Source organism: Sphingomonas sp., from assembly GCF_032114135.1.
GTDB lineage: Bacteria > Pseudomonadota > Alphaproteobacteria > Sphingomonadales > Sphingomonadaceae > Sphingomonas.
Window position 1 is genome coordinate 969,303 of record NZ_DAMCTA010000001.1, and the last position, 22,073, is coordinate 991,375.

Below are 22,073 nucleotides of genomic sequence, written 5' to 3' on the forward strand. Positions count from 1 at the left end.
GGTGCCGGCAGCAGGTTTTCGTCGTTACCGGCAGTTCCGCGCCCGAACGGCGGTTAGGTGCCCGGCTGGATATAGGGCACGCGTGCGAACAGCTCGCGCTGCCAGCGACGCGGGTCGTTTTCGATCCGCGAACGCGTGTCGAACACCATCGTCGACCGGGTCGCTAGATCGTAGCGCGGCCAGCGCAACAGCCCCGCGGCATTGGGGTCCCCGGTCCGGGCGAAGGCGACGAAACGCTCCTGCATCGCTGCGCTCGCGTCCCGCGCATCGGCAGCCGTGCCGGTCTGCGATCCTTTGGCACCAAGCGTTCCGAACACGAGCGGAATGTCCATGGTGTGGAAGGCGCCGCGTCGCGGATCGGTGCGCGAGGTGAAGTCGACCTGATAGACGTACGTCGGCGCCCCGGCGGCAGCCCGCGCCTCGGCCTCGATCACTTGGCCTCGCCAGCTGCGGCCCGCCGTGGTGGCGGCATAGAAGACTTCCGTCGGCGACCAGTCCGGGAATTGCGCGCGATATTGCGCGACCACCCATTCGGGCAGGATGTCGATCTTCAGCTCGGGCGCCATGCGCGCGGCCACATTGTCCCAGTCAAGCCCGCGCACCTTCTCCGAATCCGGCGACAGGAAGGCCCTGGTCTCGTCGCGGACATTGCCCAGCATCATCGGAATCGCGTTGCCGAGCGGATTGGCGTCCGGCCAGAAGGGATGGCGGGTAAGCCATCGCATGTCGAGCACCGGCCCGAAATACAGGCCGCCGCCGAGGATCGGGTCGGTTGCGTCCAGCGCCTCGACAAGCCGTGCTGCCGGCAGGTCGAGCAGCGGGGAGAGGTCGTGCTCCGAAAGCTTCAGCGCCGCCAGATAGGCATGTGCCCGCGCAGTGGCGTTGAGCGGCCCCGAGGCGGTCACCTGCTGGCCGCTCATCGTAGCGGCGCGGTGGAACAGGCCATGCGCGGTCGGCATGCCCAACATCGTCGCGATCTTGGCCCCGCCCCCCGACTGGCCGAAGACCATCACCCGCTGCGGGTCGCCGCCGAACGCGGCGATGTTCGCGCGCACCCAGCGCAGCGCCAGGATCAGGTCCAGCTGCCCGGCATTGCCGCTGTCGGCGAAGCGCGGGTCGAACCGCGCGAGATAGAGATAGCCGAGCGCGTTGAGCCGATGGTTGACGGTGACCACCACCACATCGCCCCGCGCGGCGAGCGCTTCGCCGTCGTTGAGCGGATCGGTGACGCTGCCGTTCGAATAGGCGCCGCCATGGATGTAGAGCATCACCGGCTTGCGCGCCCGGCTGTCCGCTTCGGCGGTCCAGATGTTGAGGTAGAGGCAGTCTTCGTCCTGCGGGCCATAGGGGCCGCGCTGCGGGCAGACCGGACCGAATCGATCGGCGGCGATCGTCTGCCCCGGCACCGCATAGGCAATCGGTGCCCGAAAGCGCGGGGCGGTGCCATAGCGAATCCCGCGGAACGCACGGACCCCGGCGGATCGGGTGCCGACAAAGTCGCCCGCCGCGGTGCGGACCACCTCGTCCGGCGCTGCCCGCGCGGCCGTCGCGCCAACCAGCGCCGCCGCTGCCCCGAGCGCCCCGAGCGCCCCGCGCCGTGTCCAGCTCTGGCTCATCGGGCGAGCCATCCGCCGTCGACCGCAAGGATATGCCCCTGCACATAGGCCGCCGCATCGGAAGCGAGGAACACCGCCGCTCCGCCCAGATCGTCCGGCGCCCCCCATCGCCCGGCCGGTATGCGATCGAGGATCGCGGCGTTGCGCGTCGCATCCGCCTGCAGCGCGGCGGTGTTGTTGGTGCCGATATAGCCCGGCGCGATCGCATTGACGGTCACCCCGTGCCGCGCCCATTCATTGGCGAGCAGCTTGGTGAGGCCGCCCACTCCCGCCTTGGACGCGGTATAGCTCGGCACCCGGATGCCGCCCTGGAAGGTGAGCATCGACGCGATGTTGATGACCCGCCCCCTGCGCTGCGCGATCATGTGCCGCCCGGCCGCCTGGCTGAGGAAGAACACCGATTTGAGGTTGGTGTCGATCACCGCGTCCCAGTCCGCCTCGGTGAAGTCGACCGCGTCGGCGCGGCGGATGATGCCGGCATTGTTGACGAGGATATCCAGCCGCCCGAGACGCGCGAGCGTTTGGTCGACCACCTGCTCAACCGGCGCTATGGTGGACAGATCGGCGGAGACGATCTCCGCGCGGCGGCCCAGCGCGGTGATCTTGGCGACCGTCTCGTCGGCAGGCGTGCGACCAACACAGGCGACATCGGCACCCGCCGCCGCCAGCGCGACCGCGATCGCCTGCCCGATGCCGGTGTTCGCGCCGGTGACGATAGCGACCCGGCCGCTGAGATCGAAGGGGTTGGTCATGATGCAATCTCCAGCCCCCTCCACTCGCGCTCCCCTCCCGCTTGCGGGAGGGGAGAACAGGAGGAAGCGGTAGGGTCTCAACGATGGCTCACGCCAGCTGGCAGATATCCAGCACCTGCATGTCGGTATAATCCTGGTTCTCGCCGGCCATCGCCCAGATGAAGGCATAGGCCTTGGTGCCCGCGCCCATATGGATCGACCAGGGCGGACTGATCACCGCTTCCTCATTGGCCATGACGATATGGCGCGTGGCCTCGCCCTCACCCATGAAGTGCATCACCCGATCCCTCTCCAGATCGTCGAGCTCGAAGTAGAAATAGATCTCGCTGCGGCGCTCATGGACGTGCGGCGGCATGGTGTTCCACACGCTGCCCGGCTTGAGCACGGTCAGCCCCATTACCAGCTGCGCGCTGTCACACACGCCGGGGATGACCAGCTGGTAGATCGTCCGCTCGTTGGACTCGGCCAGGCTGCCGCGCTCCAGCGTATTGGCATCGGCGATGCCGAGCTTGCGGGTGGTGAACGCCTTATGCGCCGGACACGACGCCAGATAGAAACGCGCGCCTTCGCCGGAGAACGTCACTTCCTTCGCGCCCATGGTGACGTAGAGGCAGTCCTTGCTGCCCAGCGGGAACGCCTCGCCGTCGACCGTCACCGTGCTTTCGACCGCGCCGACATTGACGATCGCCAGCTCGCGGCGCTCAAGGAAGGGATGCCCCTCGGCTGATTTCGACTCGGCCTGTGCCGGAAGCCGGACCTCGCCGCCCGCAACCTGCACCCCGCCGATCACGAAGCGATCGGCATGGGTATAGTTGAGCACGCATTCTCCCGGACGGAACAGCCCGGAGATCAGATAGCGGTCACGCAGTTCCTCATTGCTGACGCACTCCATCATGTCCGGGTGCGTGGCGTAATAGGTGCGGTCGAACATGCGGCACTCCTTCCAAAATCATGCGGGACGGAGGGTCGATACCCCGATCATGGCAGGGCCGCGTGACACCGACAGGCACCTTGCACCACATCGTGAGACACCGATTAGGCCGATCCTCTCCATCCGCCGCGTCTAGCGGTCGACCCAATTGGTAACCGGTGTCAGCAGTGTGCGCAACCCTTCAGGTCCACATGCCGGGTTCACGCGCGCAGATCTGCTTCGACTTCCGTGTCTTGCCCGCATGCGACACCTGGGCCGGACTCACTTGATACACCTCCCGCGATTGTCGTTGGAAGGATTTTGCGTCGCTAAGGCACGCAGCAGCTTGCCATTGACACCGGTTTCCCATACCGATCGGGAAAAGGACGATCACAGGGAGGGGCGGCAGTGCAGCCGAATAGCGAGACTTCGCAGATAGCGCGCGCGTTCGTGGAAGCGCGCCGGACTGCCTCCCCGCTTGCCGCCTTCCCCGGTGCCATTCCCGCGGACCTGCCGGCAGCCTATGCCGTGCAGGACGCAGCCTTGGCGCTGGTGCCGAAAGCCGTCGCCGGCTGGAAGGTCGGGCGAATCAACCCGCCCGTGGACGGCGTCGATCGACTGGCGGGCCCCATTTTCGCTGACCAGGTCGAGAGGCAAGATGGCATCGCGATGCCGATCTTCGCTGGCGGATTTGGCGCGGCCGAAGCGGAATTCCTGTTGCGCATCGGCCGGGCACCCGACCCGGCGCAGCGCCGCTTCAGCATGGCCGAGGCGCGCGCGCTGATCGATGCGGTGCATGTCGGCATCGAGATCGCCAGCTCGCCCTTTGCCGGCATCAACGATCACGGCCCGATGGTCACCATCTCGGATTTCGGCAACAATAACGGCCTCGTCGTTGGCGCGCCCATCGACGACTGGTGCGAAACCGATCTCAACCGCTGGCCCGTCGCGCTCCACATCAATGGCGCCGAAATCGGCACCGGCATCGCCGCGGACATGCTCGATGGGCCCTTCGGCGCGGCGCGCTTTCTGTTCGAGCATCTGGCAGCGCGCGGGATCCCGATCACGCCGGGCCAATGGATTTCCACCGGTGCGGTCACCGGCGTCCACCCCGTCGCAATCGGCGACCGGGTGGAGGCGCGGTTCGACGACCGGCTTTCGCTATACTGCACGATCACGGCACAATAAGGCCCGCCAAGCGGCCACACACAGGAGAGAGGACCGATGGCTAGCAGGGAGGCGCCGGCGGTCGCGGCCGCGGCGGACAAGGTCGGGCGGTATCGCTGGGTGATCTGCGCGCTGCTGTTCGCGGCGACCGCGATCAACTATGTCGACCGACAGATGATCGGCGTGCTCAAGTCGACCATTTCGGGCGAGCTCGGCTGGTCCGAAACCACCTATGCCGACGTCATCTTCTGGTTCCAGGCCGCCTATGCGATCGGCTACCTCACCTTCGGCAAGCTGGTCGACTGGGTCGGCGCGCGGATCGGCTATTCGGTCGCCTTCGTCATCTGGACGCTGGGCCACACGCTGTGCGGCTTTGTCGGCTCCGCCTTCCAGTTCTCGGTCGCCCGCTTCATCCTCGGCATCGGCGAGAGCGGCAACTTCCCCGCCGGCCTCAAGGCGGTGACCGAGTGGTTCCCGGCCCGCGAGCGCGCGCTGGCCACCGGCATCTTCAATGCCGGCGCCAATGTCGGCGCGGTGGTCACGCCGCTGCTCGTCCCCGCGATCACCATCGCCTTTGGCTGGCGCATGGCGTTCATCGTCACCGGGGCTGCTAGCCTGGTGTGGCTGGTCGCCTGGGTGGCGCTGTATCGCCGCCCGCGCGAAAGCACCAAGCTCTCCGCGGGCGAGCTGGCCTATATCGAAAGCGACATGCCCGATCCGGTGCGCAAGATCGGCTGGCTCAAGCTGCTCGGCTATCGCGAGACCTGGGCCTATGCGCTGGGCAAGTTCCTGATCGACCCGGTCTGGTGGCTGTTCCTGTTCTGGACGCCCGACTTCCTCGCCAAGACCTATCATCTCGATCTGGTCAGCTTCGGGCCGCCGCTGATCGTGATCTACCTGATCTCGGACCTGGGCAGCGTCGCGGGCGGATGGTCGTCGTCGCGGCTGATGAAGCGGGGGTTTACCGCCAATGCCGCGCGCAAATGGACGATGCTGGCCTGCGCCATCCTGGTGACGCCGATCTTCTTCGCCCAATATGTCGACAATCTCTGGCTCGCCGTCGCCATCGTCGGGCTGGCAACCGCCGCGCACCAGGCCTTCTCGGCCAATCTCTACACCATTCCTTCGGACATGTTCCCACGCGCCGCGGTGGGGTCGGTGGTCGGGATCGGGGGCACGGTGGGGGCGATCGGGGGGATGATGATGGCCAAGTTCACCGGCTATATCCTCGAGGCGACGGGCAGCTACACCATCATCTTCGCCGTGGCGGGCAGCGTCTATCTGCTCGCGGTGGCGGTGGTCCATCTGCTGAGCCCGCGCCTCGCCCGCGTCGACAGCATCTGAGCCGGTTGCAGGAGAGGATCGCCGCCATGTCCACCCGCCCCCTCACCTCCGCGCTCGCCCTGGCGGTCGGCTGCCTTTCGCTGCCCGCACAGGCGCAGACCGATGCAGCCCCCGGCCTGCTGTTCCGCGCGTCGGCCGATACCACGCTCGATGCCGATGTCGCGCAGGGCGACCCCGCCCCCAATTTCCGTGCGCATGTCGACATCGTGCCCGACGGCGCGATCGGCGGCGCGGCACGCTGGGCGGACGACGGCTATGTCGCGTGGAAGGCACCGGGCAACATGCGCGCGGCGCGCGGCACGCTCTCCTTCTTCTGGCGCGCCCGCGACCCGCTGGGCGAAGTGCCCTTCGTGATCTTCCGCGCCGGCTTCGCCGATCACACGAGCTGGGACATGGCCTTCCTGCGGATCGACTGGAACGGCCATGGGTTCGACGCCTTCGTCACCGATGCCAATCTCTCGCGGATCCGCGTCTCGTGGCGGATTGACCAGCTCCCCGACCCTGCCGCGTGGAAGCATATCGCCTTTGCCTGGGACGAGACGCAGGGCGTCCGGCTCTTTGTCGACGGCAGCGAAGTCGCGCGCAAGGAGCAGCGCGCCGATCTCGACTCAGGGCTCGACCAGTTCGGGCTTGCCGGCCGCGTCATGGCCCCGCACCAGGTGCAGAGCCGCTACAGCTTCATGCGCGGATCGGACGTGGACGAGATCCGCGTCTATGACCGTATGCTCTCCCCCGCCAATATCGCTCGACTGGCAGCCAAGGCGGAGCCGGGGCCCCTCCCCGCCCCCGACGGGACCGCCGAGCACGCCGCCTGGCTCCATCGCTATGGCTGGGACAAGGCGCTGCCGCCGGCGCTCGATGCGCCCGTGACCCGCGTGCGCAAGGTCGAGTTCGCCGACGCCAAGGACCTCAAGCAATGGATGTGGAAGGGGGTCGACGGCATAGCCGAGACGACCTGGCCCGGCGTCTACAACCGCTCGCGCCTCCCCGGCCGCGACGATTATTTCGAGCTGCCGGATTGGAACACCTATGTCGAGGGCGGCAAGCGCTATGACCTGACGGTGCCGACGGGCGAACGCTTCAACCGGGTGGAGCTGCGCGGCGCCGCCTATGGCACGCTCAGCTGGAGCGGCGACGGCAAGGAGCAGGTGCTGGCCAAGCGCCCGCAGGGCGTGGTGCGTAGCGTCGACCAGTTCGCGCCGCGATCCGGCGGCATCCTCCACTTCACCAACGTGATGCAGGAACAGCCGATCCAGGAGCTCTGGGCCTATGACATCGGTGCGGGCGCGGAGCCCGAGGGCAGCTTCAAACTCGACTATACCATCCGCGCAGACCTGGCGCCCACGCTTGCCGCACTGGCCCCGCTCAACGCCTTCATCGCCGGACGCTACGCACCCGACGAACGCGCGACCGTCGTCGCGATGCCAACGGCGGGCGTGAAGGCGGCGGTGGGCGCCGGTGCTGCGGGCGGCGGCGGCAAGGTGGCGCGTCCGGCGGGCATGGCGCCGATCGTCCACATCCTCCTGGCCGCCAGCCTGGGCGATGCGCCGCCCGACCAGCCCGTCGCGCGCGCCTTCGATTATGGTTGGCAGAACATCCATGACGGCCTGGACGGCATCGCCATCGACCTGCCCGCACTACCCGGCAGCCAGCCGGTCGCGCTCGCCCTCCGGGTGAAGGACCCGATCTGGCCCGAGCGCGACATGATCGACCTGTCGGTCACCGTCCGCCCCGGCGAGAAGCGCACGCTCTGGGTGGACCTGCGCGATCGCATCCTCTCGCAGGACAGCCTCTACCTCTCAATCGCCGCCTCCGATCCCGCTTTCTCGGCGGCAAGCCTCGACGGCGCGCGCATCCGGCTGGTGTTCAAGCCGCGCGCGGACGCGCTGACGGAGCATGTCGCGGACCGGCTCAACCAGGTGAAGGACAATTGGGCGTTCCTGGTCGAGGAACATACCGCCTCGAAGCGGATGGCGCTCTACCGCCGGCTGTTCGCCGACATGACCGACCTGCTCCGCGTCGACCCCGACAACAAGCTGGCGCGAACCTATTGGGCGGACATCAACTATCGCCCCGAGAACATGCCCGCTTTCACCCAGCCGGTCCCCCAGTCGGGCGAGCCGCTCTGGGCGTTCCGGCAGCTGGAGGATCTGCGCTATGTACGCCGCTTCGTCGACTGGTGGATCGACAAGCGGCAGGTGCCCTATGGCGATTTCGGCGGCGGCATCTCCGACGATACCGACCTGACCCAGCAATGGCCGGGTCTCGCGCTGATGGGCATCGAGCCGGACAAAGTGAACGCCTCGCTGCGCGCGCTGTCCGACGCGGTCTATGCCAATGGCATGCGCACCGATGGGCTGGGCACCATCACCACCGACGAGCTCCATGCCTATGAGGAAGGGCTGAATTCCGATGCCGAGCGGCTCTACCTCAACTGGGGCGAGCCCAAGGCGGTCGAGCGGCTGATGGAGACGACGCGGGCGCTGCAGGGCGTGATCCTGAAGAACCCGGCGGGGCATCTGCACTTCGCCTCCAACTGGTATGGCGGGCGCAAGATGTACCGCGACGCGGCCTGGGCCTGGCAGAAGCCGTACAGCTTCACCGTGATGCACGCGCCGATCCTGATCGGGCTGTACAATGGCAATGCCGAGGCGCGCGGGCTGGTCACCGGCGTGATGGACGGATGGTTGGCGCATGGCCGGCAGGATGCGCACGGCGGCTGGAGCTTCCCCAACGAGATCAACTGGGGGACCGACGCCGAGCGCGCCGGGGACGGCGGCGGCGTCACCACACCGCTGCAGAGCGCGTGGAGCGCGTGGCGCTTCACCGGCGACGCGAAGTATCTCCGCCCGATCGAGGCGCGGATCGCCAAGGGCGGCGCCGCGTCCCTCGCCGAGTTCAACGAGAATGCCTTCACCGCGCTACCCGGCGGCGCCAAGCTGCGCGCCGACATCATCGCGGCGGCCAAGACCGATCCCTTCTCGCTCTACGCGCGTTGGGACGCGACCGGCGACACCAAGGCGCTCGAGCGGCTCCATGCCGAGGCGATCGCGGACAAGGCGCAGCACGAATATCTCTATACCGAAGGCCATTGGTGGTCGGATCGGGTCGAGCAGCCCAACGAGATCCTGCAGCGCGAGCGGTTGGGCGGCATCGCGCTTCGCCGCAACCAGACCTGGCCGGGCAACAGCGTTTCCTGGCGCTTCGCCGAGGCCGGCGCCGGCGAGCAGGTGGCGATCCTCGTGCCCGGCGCGACGCCCGACCGCTTCCGCGTCCTCGCCTATAACCGCACCGATCGTCCGCAGCGGGCGACGATGACCGCCTGGAACGTCATCGCCGGCACGTGGAAGGTGCAGCGGTCGACGAGCAGCGGTGGCGGCAACGCCCTGGTCGCCGACGGTGCGCCGACCACGCTGCCCCTCGAACGCAGCCTTGGCACCGATCTGGTCTTCGCGCCGCACACCACCACGATCTACGATTTCGCACTGGCGGCCCCTACCACGCCGGTGGAGCAGCGGCCGGATCTCGGCATCGGCATCGATGATGTGGTGCGCACCGTCAAGGGGTACGCCGTAACGGTGCACAGCCTGGGCGCGCAGCCGGTAGCGGGCGGCACCCTGACGTTGCGTGCGGCCGACGGGACCGTGGTGGCGACTGCCGCCATTCCCGCCCTCGCCGCACCCACCGACCTTCGGCCACGTACGGCGGTGGTACGGATCGCGCTGCCCAAGCAACACGCCGCGAGTGTCGAGGTCGCGCTGCCGGAGAACGCAGCCGAGGTCACCCGCCTCAACAATCGCGTCGCGCTGACACCCGCCCGATGATCGTCTCGCGGCGCCATCTGCTCGCGGGCGCCGGCGCGCTGGCACTCGCGCCCGTGAAGGCGACGGCATCCAACGACGCCGCCGTCCGCCACGCGCTCGACGAAGCGGTAGCGCTGCCGCCCGATCGCGCATTGGCCCTGCTCGAACCCCTTTCGGCGAGAAGCGGGTCGCTCGGCAGCGACCTCGACCTGCAGGCCGCCCGCGCAGGCTTGCGCATCGACCTGGCGCTGGCGCATGCACCCGCAACCGGGTCGCGGGGCTTCGACCTTCAAGTGCAACGGATCACCGGGAACGACGCCGAGCTGCCGCGGGTGGAGCGGGACCTGCATGCCGCGCATGGCGCGCTGGTGGCGCGCGCCACCGCAGCCTTCGATCGCCTCGACACCCCCGGGTCCTCGGTCGGCGCGCGCTTCGAGCGGCTCTGGCGCGACCCGCAATATCTCTTCCCGGACGATGCCGAGGGCCACGCGGTTGCCGTGGATGCGATGCGGACGACGCTCGCCGCCATCCAGCCCCGCCTCCCGCGGCTCGTGGGCGCCCTGCCGCCCGAATGCCGCGCGGTCGACGTCCGCGCGCTGACCGCCGACGAAATCGCCGCCGGCAAGGGCGGGTACCGTATCCTTCCCGGCGCGGGGGCGTCCGGCACTTATGTGGTGGACCTCAAGGACATCCGTCGCAGACCCAGCTTTTCGCTTCCGAGCGTCGTCGCGCACGAATTGCTGCCGGGCCATATGGCGCAGCTTCCCCTGGAAGCTCGCGCCCAGCCGCATCCGCTGCGCCTCCGCTATGCCGCCGCCTTTACGGAAGGCTGGGGCGGCTATGCCGAGATGCTGATGGCGGACGACGGGCTGTTCGCCGAGCCCCACGCGCTGCTGGGCCATCTCCATTGGATGCTCTTCCGCATCTGTCGCGGCCTTGCGGACATCGCCCTGCATGTCCACGGCGTGCACCCCGATCGCGCGCTGGCGCAGATGCAGGCCGCAATGGGCGAGCCCGTCTATTTCGCGCCCTTTGCCGCGGACGTGGCCCGGATCGCCAAGGAGCCCGGCCTTCGGGCCGCCGAGGCTTGGCTGCCGCTCCGTCTCCGCGCCCTGCGTCCGCCCGATCGGCGCCGATGGCAGCGCTATCATGCGGCGCTTCTCCAAGCCGGACGTCGCAGGACCGAGCAATGTCACTGACCGGCGCGCGCATCCTCCCCTGAACATGGGCGCCAGCGATGGCGCAAATTGCCCGGCGCCAAGCTGCATGCGGCCGCACGGGCGCCACGTCCGGCGCGGACCATTCGCTTGGCTGGCGGCGGGGCAGCTTGGCCCCACCGCCAGCCAGATCGCTGGGCCTTACCCGCCCCGCTTCACCACCAGCGCACCGCCGTCGTACCTAACTTCGGTGTCGAAGCCATTGTCGTCGGTGACCGGCTTGCCGGCGCGGACCCACTTCACGCGGATGCTGCGGGCTGCGGGCATCCCTGCCCAGCCCTTGCCCTCGCGCGTGCCGATGGTCAGCGTGCCCGCCTTGTCGTCATAGGCGAGCGGGATGCGGCTGAACGCACCCGTCTTGTACTGCTCGCTGCGGCCGTCATCCTCGTAGAGCGAGAACTGGCCGTCGGCGCCGGTATAGACGGTCACGGTCAGCGGCGCATCGCGCTGCTGGTCCACATATTGCGTCACAGGCCCCATCGGCACGATTGCCCCGGCCTTGACGAACAACGGCATCCGCTCGGCCGGTGCCGACACCGCGACGGCGGTGCCGCCGCGATAGGTCTTGCCCGTGCCGAACTCGTACCACGTGCCGGTGCCCGGAAAGTAGACGGTGCGACTGCGCGCCTTGTACGCCGTCACCGGCGCGACGAGAAACGCGTCGCCGAACAGATACTGGTCGTTGATCGTGCGCGCCTTGGCATCGGACGGGAAGTCCATTGCCATGCCCCGCATGATGCTGCCGTCCTTCATATAGGTGTCGGCGCCGACGGTGTAGATGTACGGCATCAGGCGGTAACGGAGCTGGTCGTACCAGACCATCGACGCGCGCATCGGCGAACCTTCGGGCGAGATCTCGTAGATCTCGCGATACGGCGCTTCGCCATGGCTGCGGAACAGCGGGCTGAACGCGCCGAACTGGAACCAGCGCAGGTTGAGCTCGCGCCACTCGGCGAGGTCCTCCGGCTTAGGGTTCTTGGTTTCGTAGCGCGGCTCGACCGCGAAGCCGCCGATATCGTGCGTCCAGTTGGGAATGCCCGACATCGACGCGTTGACCCCGGCCGAGATCTGCGCGTGCAGATCATACCAGCGCGTTGCCACGTCGCCCGACCAGATCGCCGCGCCGTAGCGCTGCAGACCGCCGAAACCGGAGCGGGTGAGCAGGAACGGCCGCACGTCGGGCTTGAAGCTGCGCCAGCCCTCGAAGAAGGCGCGCGCGTTCATCAGCGGGTAGCTGTTGAAATATTGCGACGCCGGCCCGATCGCGGTCGGACCCATCGTGTCGATCCGCTCCTCGATCGAAAGGTTCGAGTGCATGTCCGGCTCGCTGGCATCGGCCCACCAGGCATCGGTGCCGAGCACGCCCAGGCGCTGCTGAATCTGCTTCCAGAAGATGCGGCGCCCTTCGGCCGAATAGGGATCGTAGAAGGTGTTGGCATAGCCTGGGCCGACCCAATCCTTGTTCCCCTGGCGCAGATTGCCCTGATAGGCCGCCCCTGCGGCGTTCAGCTCCTTGTAGGTATCGGTGGTCGGGTAGAATTTGGGCCAGACCGAGATCATGAAGTTCGCGTGCTGATCGTGCACCTTGTCGATCATCGCCTTGGGGTCGGTGAAGCGGGTCGGATCGAACTTGTGGCTGCCCCAGTCGTCGTCGCGCCAGTAGCGCCAGTCGAGCACGATGTTGTCGAGCGGGATGTTCAGCGAACGGTATTTGTCGACCACCCCGGTCACCTCGGCGGCGGTGTCGTAGCGCTGGCGCGACTGCCAGAAGCCATAGACCCATTTCGGCATCATCTCGGCCTTGCCGGTGATCTGGCGATAGCCCGCGATCACGCCATCCAGCGTGTCCGCAGGCACGAACCAGTAATTCTTCGCCTGGCCCACCTCGCTGGTGAACCACACCGAATGCCGGTCCTGCGCGGGCAGCGGGTCATTGTGGAGAAGCGCCATGTAGCCGGCATTGGGCTCCCACTCGATGCGGATCTGGACCGGCTTGCCCTTGGTCATGGCCAAGTCGAAATTGGCGTACCAGGGGTTCCAGTTCTGGCGCCAGCGGTCGAGCACCAGCTTCCCGTCGGCATAGACCTTGTAATAGCTCGAACCATAGAGCTGGAACTTGTGGGTGCCGGTCACCTCGGGCTGGACATCGCCGGTCCACACCACGGTCTGCTTCTGCACCGCATTGCCCGCGGTGTTCTGGCCACCGGTCGCCGCAACGGTCTGCGCCTTGGCCGCCTCGGGCCAGTTCTTCTGGTCCTTGATATACTGATAGTCGACCGTCGCTTCCTGGCGGGTGACCGCCGGCTTGCCGTCGAGGAAATACTCGGCCTTCCAGCCCGGCTTGCCGCCGCTGCTGACCTTCAGCCCTTCGCCGACCAGCGCGTAGGGCTTGGGATTGCCGAAGCGGCTGATGCTCGCATTGTCCCACAGCAGCCCATAGCTGCGCGTCGAGACGACGAACGGCACCGCGATGTCCATGTTGTGCTGGGCGAGTTCGACGTCCTCGCCATTATAGTTCATCTGCGCATTCTGGTGCTGGCCCAGGCCGTACAGGCCCTCGTCGGTGCCGCGGTTGAACTGCTGGCTGACCGCGACGAAGGGCTTGCCCTCGACGGTGACCGGCTTGAACGCGGCCTGACCGGATTCGGCGAGCATCTCGCGGCCCTTGGCATCGGTGAAGCGGACGCGGCCCGTGGCGATCTCGATATCGGCGGTGGCGCGCTTGGCCTTGACCACCACATGGCCGTTGGCGCTGCTTACCTCGAACGCACCGGCGGCGGGCGGGTTGGGCGCCATCAGGCTGGGTGCGAGCGCGCCGGTGTCGACGCCCTTGGGCGTTGCGATGACGTGGAAGATGCCGTCGCCATGTACGGTGACTTCCACCTTGGCGGCGGCGCCGCCGGTCGGCGTGACGACCACGCCGCCCTGGGTGCGGCTATAGCCGATTTCCTGCGCCGCCTGCGCCGGCGCCATCGCGCTGCCGGCGAGCAGCGCCGCGATCCAAACCCTCTTCATGTCCCAGTCTCCTGCGTTGTTCTTTTCGTGCGATTGATTAGCGATAGCGGCCCATCGTGACCTTCAGGACCTGCGGCCGGTCGACCAGGTTGAGGCCATAGTCGGTCTGGTCGCCGTTCCAGACGCGCGACGTCCGCCACGTGCCATCGACAAAGGTCCCCTCCTCGGCGCGTAACAGGATGCCGTTGGGCGCGCTGCCTTCCGCCGCCGAGAAGCTGACGCGGACATGGTCGCCCACCACCAGGAACTCGTTCTCGGAAAGCTGCGCGACCGCGACCCCGCCGATTTTCTCCGCGCCCCAGGGCGCCGGATCGGACTTGAGGAAGGTCCACTCCTTCATGCCGAACTGCCACTGGCCCCAGTCCGCGCTGATCTGCCAGCCGCCCATCACCGTCGCGCGCGGCTCCCCGTCGTCGGGCTTGGCGACGCCCCAGGTCGGCCGGGTGAAGGCGATCCGCGCCCAATCCCGTGCCATGCCGTGCAACGTGCCATAGGGCAGCGCAAAGGCATCCAGCGTCGCGGGGTCGAGATCGCGCGCGCCGAGCGGGAAGTTGAAATAGCCGGTGCCGTCCATCCCGAACGGCGCGAAGCCGATCGCGCCGTGGCCCAGTGCCTCGTAGAAGAAGCGGGCGAAGTCGCGCGCGTTGCCGATCTCGGGCACCATCAGCGCATTGTCGGGCCGGGCGTATTTCTTGAGGTAGAGCGATACGTTCTCGCTGCCGCGCTCATAGAGGTCGGGTGCGGCGAAATCGAGTGCGGGTGCCGCCGCCTTCCAGATATCGAGCACGTCCTGCTGCGGCCCGCCGCTCGCAACGCCATCCGGATCGGGGACGTTGGAGGCGCCCGCAAGTGCCGCGTTGACGTACATCGGCAGCGGCTTCACTGCCTTGCCTGCAGCGGCGATCGCATCGACGTAGCGCGCGACGTACCAGCTGTTGAACGCACGATCGGCCTGCGGCCCGAACGCCTGCGCCCAGGTACCGCGCTTGCCCGTCTTCTTCGCGAGTTCGGCCGGGATCGTCTGCGCGAACAGTCGGTTGCCCTCCGCCGAATAGTCGCGCGGATTGCGATAGCTGCCGGTCTCGTTCTCCGGCTGGACCAGGATCACCGTGTTCTGCGGATCATGGTCGCGCAGATATTCCATCACCTTCACGAAGGCGCGCATGTCGGCCTTCAGTGTCTCGGCGCCGTGTGCGCTGAGCACGCCGTGGTCCTTGCCGTCGCGCGTCTTCATCCGCGGGAAGCGCTTTGCGTCCAGCTTCACCCAGTCCGGCGTGTAGCTGTAGCTGGTGTTCTTCCAGGTGCCGAACCACAGCATCACCACGCGCTTGTCGTGCGCGCGCGCTTGGTCGAGCAGCGTCTGGAGGAAGCTGAGGTCGAACTCGCCCTCGCGCGGCTCGACCTGCTGCCAGGCGATCGGCACTTCCACCGTGTTGGCGTGCATCCGGTCGAGCACCGGCCAGGCGGTGGCCAAGGGCTCGGCATAGTTGCTCGAGTTGTTGACCTGCGCGCCCAGCATCAGGAACGGCGCGCCGTCGACGATCAGCGCGTGGCGGCCGCTCTTCGTCTCCAGATGCGGCACCGGCGTCGCGGTCTGCGCGGCAGCGGTGCCGGCCAGCAGCAGCGCGAGACCCGCGCCCACAAGCAAATGCGTTTTCATTTTCTCTCCCCTGCCGGATCGCCATAGAATAGCCCCCGCCCGTCCGTGCCAAGATACACCCGGCCGGCGACGCGCGGGTCGCCCGAAATCACGCGGAACCGCAGGCCCCATTGGTGCCCGTCATCGTTGATCCGCTGCCAATGTTTCCCCAGATCGTCCGAGCGCCACACCGCACGCAGCCCGTCCATCGTACCGACCGCATAGAGGTCGGGGTTGCGCCCCTGCCCCTTGCCCAGCCCGAACAGCTCGACCTGCAGCGCCCCGCTGAGCGGTTGGAACGAGGCGCCGCCATCGGTGCTGCGCCACAGCTGCCCGCCCAGCTTCAGCCACAGCTCGCCCGCCGCGAAGGGCGATGCGACCAAGGTCGACTGCTGCTCGCGGTTGCGGATGCGCGCCGCCGACAGATCCGCCGGCAGCCCTCGGCCGGGTAGCGGCGCGAAATGCGCGCCGCCGTCGCGCGAGCCTAGTACATGGGTATCGCTGACCGCATAGAAGCGCGTGGGATCGACCTTGTCCGCCGTCGCGCGGGTGCTGCCCGGCAGACCTTCGACGCGCAGCCAGGTCTTGCCGCCGTCGCGGGTGCGCAGCGGCTCGGGCGTTGCCACCAGCATCGTGCCGCCATTGGCGGAGACGCTGATCGCCGCCTCGCCGTTCAGGTCGGCGCGGGCGAGCGGGTTGCCCATCGCCGGCACCTTCACCGCCACCCAGCTGCGCCCACCATCTTCGGAGCGGCCGAGCGACGCGTCGCGCGGGCGGTTGGCATAGAGGCTGCCGCTGCGCACGATCACGCTCGGCTTGCGGCCGGCATAGTCCAGCGTGTTCGTGTTGGAGAGATAGGGGTTGGTGAAGCTTGGCTGCGGCGAGACCGCGAACGCGTCGTGTACGAAGCCGGCAAGGTCGCCGAAGCCGGAAACGAGATGCGCCCCGCCCGTCGGCGAGATCAGCGTGATGATCGCAGTCTGCTCGATGCCGCGCACCCAGGGCGCCCAATCGACACGCGCCCCGCCTGCCCCGCCCGTCGCGTAGACGGTCGCACCGGTCGTGTAGGCGATGTGCCCTGCATCGAAGGGATCGATCGCGAGGCCGGTGATCCAGTGCCCGAAATCCGCCCCCTTGCCCTCGTGCAGCAGGAAGGGCGAGGCCGTGACGTCGCGCCGGCTGCGCGGGCCAAGATCGTCCCAATGCGCCCCGCCGTCGCGCGACAGCCACAACGTGTCGCCGAGCTTGTACCGGTCGAGCGTGGTGATCACGACGGTGCCGGGTGACGAGGCGGCGAGCGCGACGCCTAGAATGCCGCCTTCGCGGTGATCGGGCGGCGTGATTGCCTTCCCCTTGCCGTCCGGAGTGAAGCGCCACACCGCGCCGTCCAGCGCATCGCTCTGCCCGATGCCGGTCGCATAGCCGACATAGAGCGTGCCATCCGCCGCCATCGCCGCCTTGACCGCGAGCATTTCCGGCGCCGGCCCGGCGGCCGGCAACCAGGACGTGCCGCCATCCTCTGAACGATAGAGGTGCACGGCGCCCGGATCGGCAACGCCCGCCCAGATACGCCGCGAGCCGGTGCCGCGCGTGCCGCTACTCGGATCGAACAGCACGAACGCCACGCCGCCATGCGTCTGGCGCGGTGCGGGCTTGCCGAGCCCCGCCACGGGGAAGGCGGTGAGCTTTCTCCAGTGCGCACCCGCATCGTCGCTCCGCCACAGGCCATCGTGCCGCGAACCGAAGAACAGCGTGCGCGTGCGGTTGGGATCCACCGCCAGCCGCTCGCCCAGGCCACGCCCCGCCTCGTTGCCGCCCATCGCGAACGGCACCGGCGTCACCGACCAGGTCGCGCCGCGATCGGTCGAGCGCAGGATCGCCGCAGGGGCGTTCGCGCCCATGCCCGCGGCCATGGTGACCACCGCCGGATCATGCGGATCAGGCGCGATACTCTCGATCCCCATATAGCTTGAGACAACGTTGCCATCCTGCAGCGGCACCCAATGCGCGGCAGCGGCATCCCATCGATACGCACCGCCCATGTCGGTCCGAAGATATGCCAGCCCGCGCTCGGCAGGGCTGAACACAATGCCCGGCGCATAGCCGCCGGCGCCCACCGTCACATTGGCCCAGCGATAGGGGATCGGCGCCTGCGCGACGGCCGGCAACGGCACCGCCGTGATGGCCAGCACCGCGAACATGCCAAACGACATGGAGCGCTTCATTCCTCCCCCTCCCGCAGCGAACCCAGAGGCTCAATTTTTACGATTGCGCGGCACTGGGTTAGCGCTACCAGTTCCAGAAGGGAACCGCATTTCTGAAATTTACTTTTACAGATGAATGGCCGTTACGGTATCAATCGGGCCACGGAACGCGTTCTGTCGCAAGGAATATCCGGATGGTGCTGGGACGTGAGATCAGATCGCAGTTGATGAGAATGCCCGCGGCATGATGCACATCGCCGTACCGCTTGCCGCCTTGTTGCTGGCCGGCGCCGCCGATCCCCAGCAGCCGTATCGCGCAAGCCCGGAGCGACGCACCGTGGACGATCGCCGCGACTGGGGTCCCTGGCTCGGTCCGTTCCGCGCCAAGCTCGCGCCAAGCATCCTGCAGGACTTCGGCGAACGCTATCTCTACGCAGCCGCCAACGCCGCGCTGCCGCCGCCCCGAAAGGGAGAGCAGCGCGTGGTGTTCCTCGGCGACTCGATCACCGATGGCTGGGATCTGACGCGCAGCTTCCCGGGCAAGCCCTATGTCAACCGCGGAATCGGCAGCCAGGTGACCGCGCAGATGCTGGTGCGCTTCGAGCAGGACGTCGTCGCGCTGCATCCGCGCGCAGTGGTGATCCTGGGCGGCGTCAACGACGTGACCGGTTTCCTGCAGGTCGAGAGCGTCGAATCGATCGTCGCCAATATCGACGCGATGGCGGATATCGCCACTGCGCACGGCATCGCCGTCGTCCTCTGCTCGATCCTGCCTGTAAACGACTATGGAGACGCCGCGCGTGCCGTCGTGCGCGAGCGTAAGCCCGCCGAGTTGCGGCGGATCAATGCGGCGCTCCGCGCGCTCGCCGCCAAGCGTCATTTCGCCTATGCCGATTATGACGCGGTGCTCGCGGACACCCAGGGCGCAATGCGGGCCGACTATACGCGCGACGGCATTCACCCCCTGGCGCCAGGCTATGCGCGGATGACGCCGGTGGCCCAGCGGGCGATCGACCACGCCCTCACCCATCGACGCCCAAGCCTCTGATTTCTCTGGGAAGCTGTATTGTTAACGTGAACAGCTTTTACGGGTAAACCCTTGTTTCACATTATTGTTGCGATAAATCAGAGCTGATGGTAGCGCGAACATCCGGATGTCGGGACCACACCGGCACCGTCGTGCGGCCATGCGATTCTTCATGCGCCGCCACACCATCTGCGATCGGCGCCCACGGGCGCCCAGGGAGGGGACTCATGATCAACCGCGTTTCATCTTCTATCCATGCTTCTTCGTTGACCGCCGCGCTGCGCGCTGGCGCATCGCTGGCAACGCTGTCATTGCTCAGCCTTTCGGGCACCGCGTTCGCCCAGACCTCGGCAGCGGCGCCGCAGGGCAGCGAAGCAGCGACCCAGGACGCGACCGCCGTCGACGACACGCAGGCGATCGTCGTCACCGGCATTCGCGCCTCGCTGCAGAGCGCGCGCAACCGCAAGCGCGACGCCGAACAGGTGGTCGATTCGATCACCGCGCAGGACATCGGCGCCCTGCCCGACCGCTCGGTCTCCGAAGCGCTGCAGCGTGTTCCCGGCGTCACGCTCCAGCGCACCAACGAGAATCGTGACCCGGCGCGCCTGTCTTCCGAAGGCGGTGGCGTGTTCATCCGCGGCCTCTCCTGGGTCCGTTCGGAGCTCAACGGCCGCGACGTCTTTTCGGCGAACAATGGCCGCGGCCTGTCGTTCGAAGACGTCTCGTCGGACCTGCTGGTCGGCGTCGACGTCTACAAGAACCCCTCGGCCGAGCTGGTCGAAGGCGGCATCGGCGGCATCGTCAATCTCCGCACCCGCAAGCCGTTCGACTCGCCCGGCTATGTCTTCGCGCTGTCGGGCGACGCGAACTATGCCGATCTGCGCAAGAAGACCTTCTGGTCGGGCAATGCGCTGGCCAGCGGCCGCTGGAACACGCCGCTCGGCGAGATGGGCCTGCTGCTCAGCTATTCGATCAACAATATCGGCAACCGCACCGACAGCATCACCGCGGGTCGCTATGATCGCGGCACGCTGACCGCGCCGCAGGACGGTCTCGCTGCCGGCACCAATGTCTACATCCCGGCCGGCATGGGCTTCCGCCGCATCGACTGGCAGCAGAAGCGGACCGCGTTCGACGGCTCGTTCCAGTGGAAGCCGAGCGACACGCTGCAGCTGACTTTCGAGGCGCTGATCTCCAAGGCGACGCCGCACGACATCGAATATGCCGTGGGCGACTATGACACGCCGTCCTCGGACAACAGCAGCTACAAGTTCGGTCCGAACCGCGAGCTGCAGTCGGGCACCATCGCCAACCGCAACCTGAACCTCGACACCCGCGCCGGCAGCCAAGACAAGAAGACCCAGGACTTCTCGGGCAACCTGCGCTGGACGCCGAACGAGAACTGGGCGATCAGCGCCGACCTGCAGTACATCAAGTCCACCGCCACGGTGTACAGCATGACGGCGTTCACCGGCGCCAGCATCCCGACGACCATTGCCTTCGATTTCAGCGGCAACGATCCGAAGATGACGTTCACGCCGACGAACAGCGCGCAGTCGCTCACCAACAAGAACGACTATTGGTGGGCCGCGGCGATGGACCACATCGAGGATAATGAGGCGCACGAATGGGCGACCCGCGCCGATGTGGAATATACCTTCACCGCCAGCGACTTCCTGAAGTCGTTCCGCGTCGGCGGCCGCTTTACCGATCGCAACGCCACGACGCGCCAGAGCACCTATAACTGGGGTATGCTGTCTGCGCAGTATTGGTCGCTCGCCAATCCGGTGTTCCTGAACCAGACCGGCATGGCCGGCGGCCCGCAGAATGCCGGCCTGCCCAACCAGACGTCGCTGATCAACTACAACAACTTCTTCCGCGGCAAGGTGCCGCAGCCCGGCGCCGGCTTCTGGTTCCCGGCAGCGAGCCTCGTCCAGAATGGCACGGCGAACGCCTTCAGCTATCTGAAGAACACGGAGATGCTCGACGCCAGCGGAAGGCCCACCGGCTGGAACCCGCTGTCGAACGCCTATGATCAGAATGGCGGGACCAACAACCAGACCGAGAAGACCTATGCCGGCTACGCGCTGCTGCGTTTCGGCATGGACCAGAGCCCGATCGGCAAGTTCGACGGCAATATCGGCGTCCGCGTGATCCGCACCGAGAACGAGGCGAGCGGCACCCCGATCTCGATCGGCGCGCCAACCTCGTCGCCAACGCTCTGCGTCGTCGGCACGCCGATCACCACCGGCCCGCGCGCCGGCCAGACGGTGAACGCCACCGACTGCGCCAGTTATGCCGCCGCGTTCCAGTTTGCCGGCGGCACGATCACCCAGGCGACAGCCGGCAGCGGATCCTATACCGATGTCCTGCCCAGCCTGAACCTGCGCTTCTTCCTGAAGGACAATCTCCAGCTGCGCTTCGCCGCCGCCAAGGCGATCGTTCGCCCGACCTTCGCGCAGCTCAACCCCTATGTGCAGCTGGGCTACAGCTTCGATTCGGTGACGGGCATCGCCACCGGTGTCGGCAGCAACGGCCAGCTCACCGGCTTCACCGGCAGCGCGGGCAATCCGAACCTGAAGCCGACCCGCTCAAACCAGTTCGACCTCAGCCTCGAATATTATTTCGGGCGTTCGAACAGCATTACGCTGGCCGGCTTCTACAAGGACATCTCGAACTACATCTTCGCCGGCACGACCCAGCAGACCTTCACCTCGAACGGCCAGACCCTGACCTTCGACGTGACCCAGCAGACCAACGGATCGAAGGGCAAGATCAAGGGCTTCGAGCTCGGCTACACCCAGTTCTTCGACATGCTGCCGGGCGCGCTGGGCGGGCTGGGCTTCAGCGGCAACTTCACCTTCGTCGACTCGTCGGGCGGCAAGAACACCGCGGTCAACGTGTTCGACTCCACCCAGACCGGCAACGCCGGCCTGAACCTGCCGCTGGAGGGCCTGTCGAAGACGTCCTACAATGCCGCGCTGGTGTACGAGAAGTACGGCGTGTCGGCACGTGCGGCCTATAACTGGCGCTCGCACTATCTGCTGACGACGTCGGCGGCGAACCTGAACTATCCGGTCTGGTCGGAAAGCTATGGCCAGCTCGACGCCTCGGTTCTCTACTCGCTCAACAAGCACATCAAGATCGGCGTGCAGGGCTATAACCTGCTCAACTCGCGCACCTTCCTCGATGTGGGCGATCCCAGCCTGAAGCCGCGCTACAGCTGGACGGACACGGATCGGCGCTTCGCCTTCCTGTTCCGCTCGGTCTTCTAACTTCCTCTGCCTCGCCCCCGGACCCGCATGGGTTTCGGGGGCGGATTTTTCTGAACGCGGATCGCGCCTAAGCTCGACCGCGGATGCATCAGAACGAGAGGACG

12 protein-coding genes are annotated in these 22,073 nt (G+C 67.2%); 6 read left to right on the plus strand and 6 right to left on the minus strand.

The window, feature by feature from the left end:
• Window positions 1–53: 53 nt before the first annotated feature.
• The 3 genes from RT655_RS04565 to kduI form a co-directional block, all read right to left on the minus strand.
• Window positions 54–1,616 carry a carboxylesterase/lipase family protein gene (locus RT655_RS04565; protein ID WP_313535207.1) on the minus strand — a complete coding sequence of 521 codons (1,563 nt, stop codon included), beginning with the start codon at window positions 1,614–1,616 and terminating at the stop codon, window positions 54–56.
• Entirely contained in the window at window positions 1,613–2,368 is a 756-nt protein-coding gene (gene kduD, locus RT655_RS04570; RefSeq protein ID WP_313535208.1) for a 2-dehydro-3-deoxy-D-gluconate 5-dehydrogenase KduD, read from the minus strand. Before kduD ends, RT655_RS04565 begins: the two co-directional genes overlap by 4 nt.
• Window positions 2,369–2,456: 88 nt before the next feature.
• On the minus strand, window positions 2,457–3,299 hold the full coding sequence (gene kduI / locus RT655_RS04575) for a 5-dehydro-4-deoxy-D-glucuronate isomerase (protein ID WP_313535209.1): 843 nt from the start codon (window positions 3,297–3,299) through the stop codon (window positions 2,457–2,459).
• Between the two features lie 387 nt (window positions 3,300–3,686).
• Here kduI and RT655_RS04580 point away from each other — a divergent pair, with 387 nt between their 5' ends.
• Genes RT655_RS04580 through RT655_RS04595 form a run of 4 tightly spaced genes read left to right on the plus strand, consistent with a single transcriptional unit; the run spans window position 3,687 to window position 10,791 of the window.
• Complete coding sequence (locus RT655_RS04580; RefSeq protein WP_313535210.1) at window positions 3,687–4,466, plus strand: 2-keto-4-pentenoate hydratase; 780 nt, start codon at window positions 3,687–3,689, stop codon at window positions 4,464–4,466.
• 36 nt (window positions 4,467–4,502) lie between these two features.
• Complete coding sequence (locus RT655_RS04585; RefSeq protein WP_313535211.1) at window positions 4,503–5,789, plus strand: MFS transporter; 1,287 nt, start codon at window positions 4,503–4,505, stop codon at window positions 5,787–5,789.
• Between the two features lie 26 nt (window positions 5,790–5,815).
• Window positions 5,816–9,613, plus strand: coding sequence for a LamG-like jellyroll fold domain-containing protein (locus RT655_RS04590; RefSeq protein ID WP_313535212.1), 3,798 nt, complete (start codon window positions 5,816–5,818; stop codon window positions 9,611–9,613).
• Complete coding sequence (locus tag RT655_RS04595; RefSeq protein ID WP_313535213.1) at window positions 9,610–10,791, plus strand: DUF885 family protein; 1,182 nt, start codon at window positions 9,610–9,612, stop codon at window positions 10,789–10,791. The genes RT655_RS04590 and RT655_RS04595 overlap by 4 nt, the downstream gene beginning before the upstream one ends.
• Window positions 10,792–10,950: 159 nt before the next feature.
• Here RT655_RS04595 and RT655_RS04600 read toward each other — a convergent pair whose 3' ends face one another.
• The 3 genes from RT655_RS04600 to RT655_RS04610 are packed head-to-tail and all read right to left on the minus strand — an operon-like array spanning window position 10,951 to window position 17,688.
• Entirely contained in the window at window positions 10,951–13,824 is a 2,874-nt protein-coding gene (locus RT655_RS04600) for a TIM-barrel domain-containing protein (protein WP_313535214.1), read from the minus strand.
• 37 nt (window positions 13,825–13,861) lie between these two features.
• Entirely contained in the window at window positions 13,862–15,484 is a 1,623-nt protein-coding gene (locus RT655_RS04605) for a DUF5597 domain-containing protein (protein ID WP_313535215.1), read from the minus strand.
• A complete protein-coding gene (locus RT655_RS04610; RefSeq protein WP_313535216.1) occupies window positions 15,481–17,688 on the minus strand; it encodes a hypothetical protein in 2,208 nt (735 codons plus the stop codon). Before RT655_RS04610 ends, RT655_RS04605 begins: the two co-directional genes overlap by 4 nt.
• 223 nt (window positions 17,689–17,911) lie before the next feature.
• On the opposite strand from RT655_RS04610, the gene RT655_RS04615 reads away from it, so the two are divergent.
• On the plus strand, window positions 17,912–18,715 hold the full coding sequence (locus tag RT655_RS04615; RefSeq protein ID WP_313535217.1) for a GDSL-type esterase/lipase family protein: 804 nt from the start codon (window positions 17,912–17,914) through the stop codon (window positions 18,713–18,715).
• A 245-nt stretch (window positions 18,716–18,960) separates the two neighbouring features.
• Window positions 18,961–21,969, plus strand: coding sequence for a TonB-dependent receptor (locus tag RT655_RS04620; RefSeq protein WP_313535218.1), 3,009 nt, complete (start codon window positions 18,961–18,963; stop codon window positions 21,967–21,969).
• The last annotated feature ends 104 nt before the right edge of the window (window positions 21,970–22,073 follow it).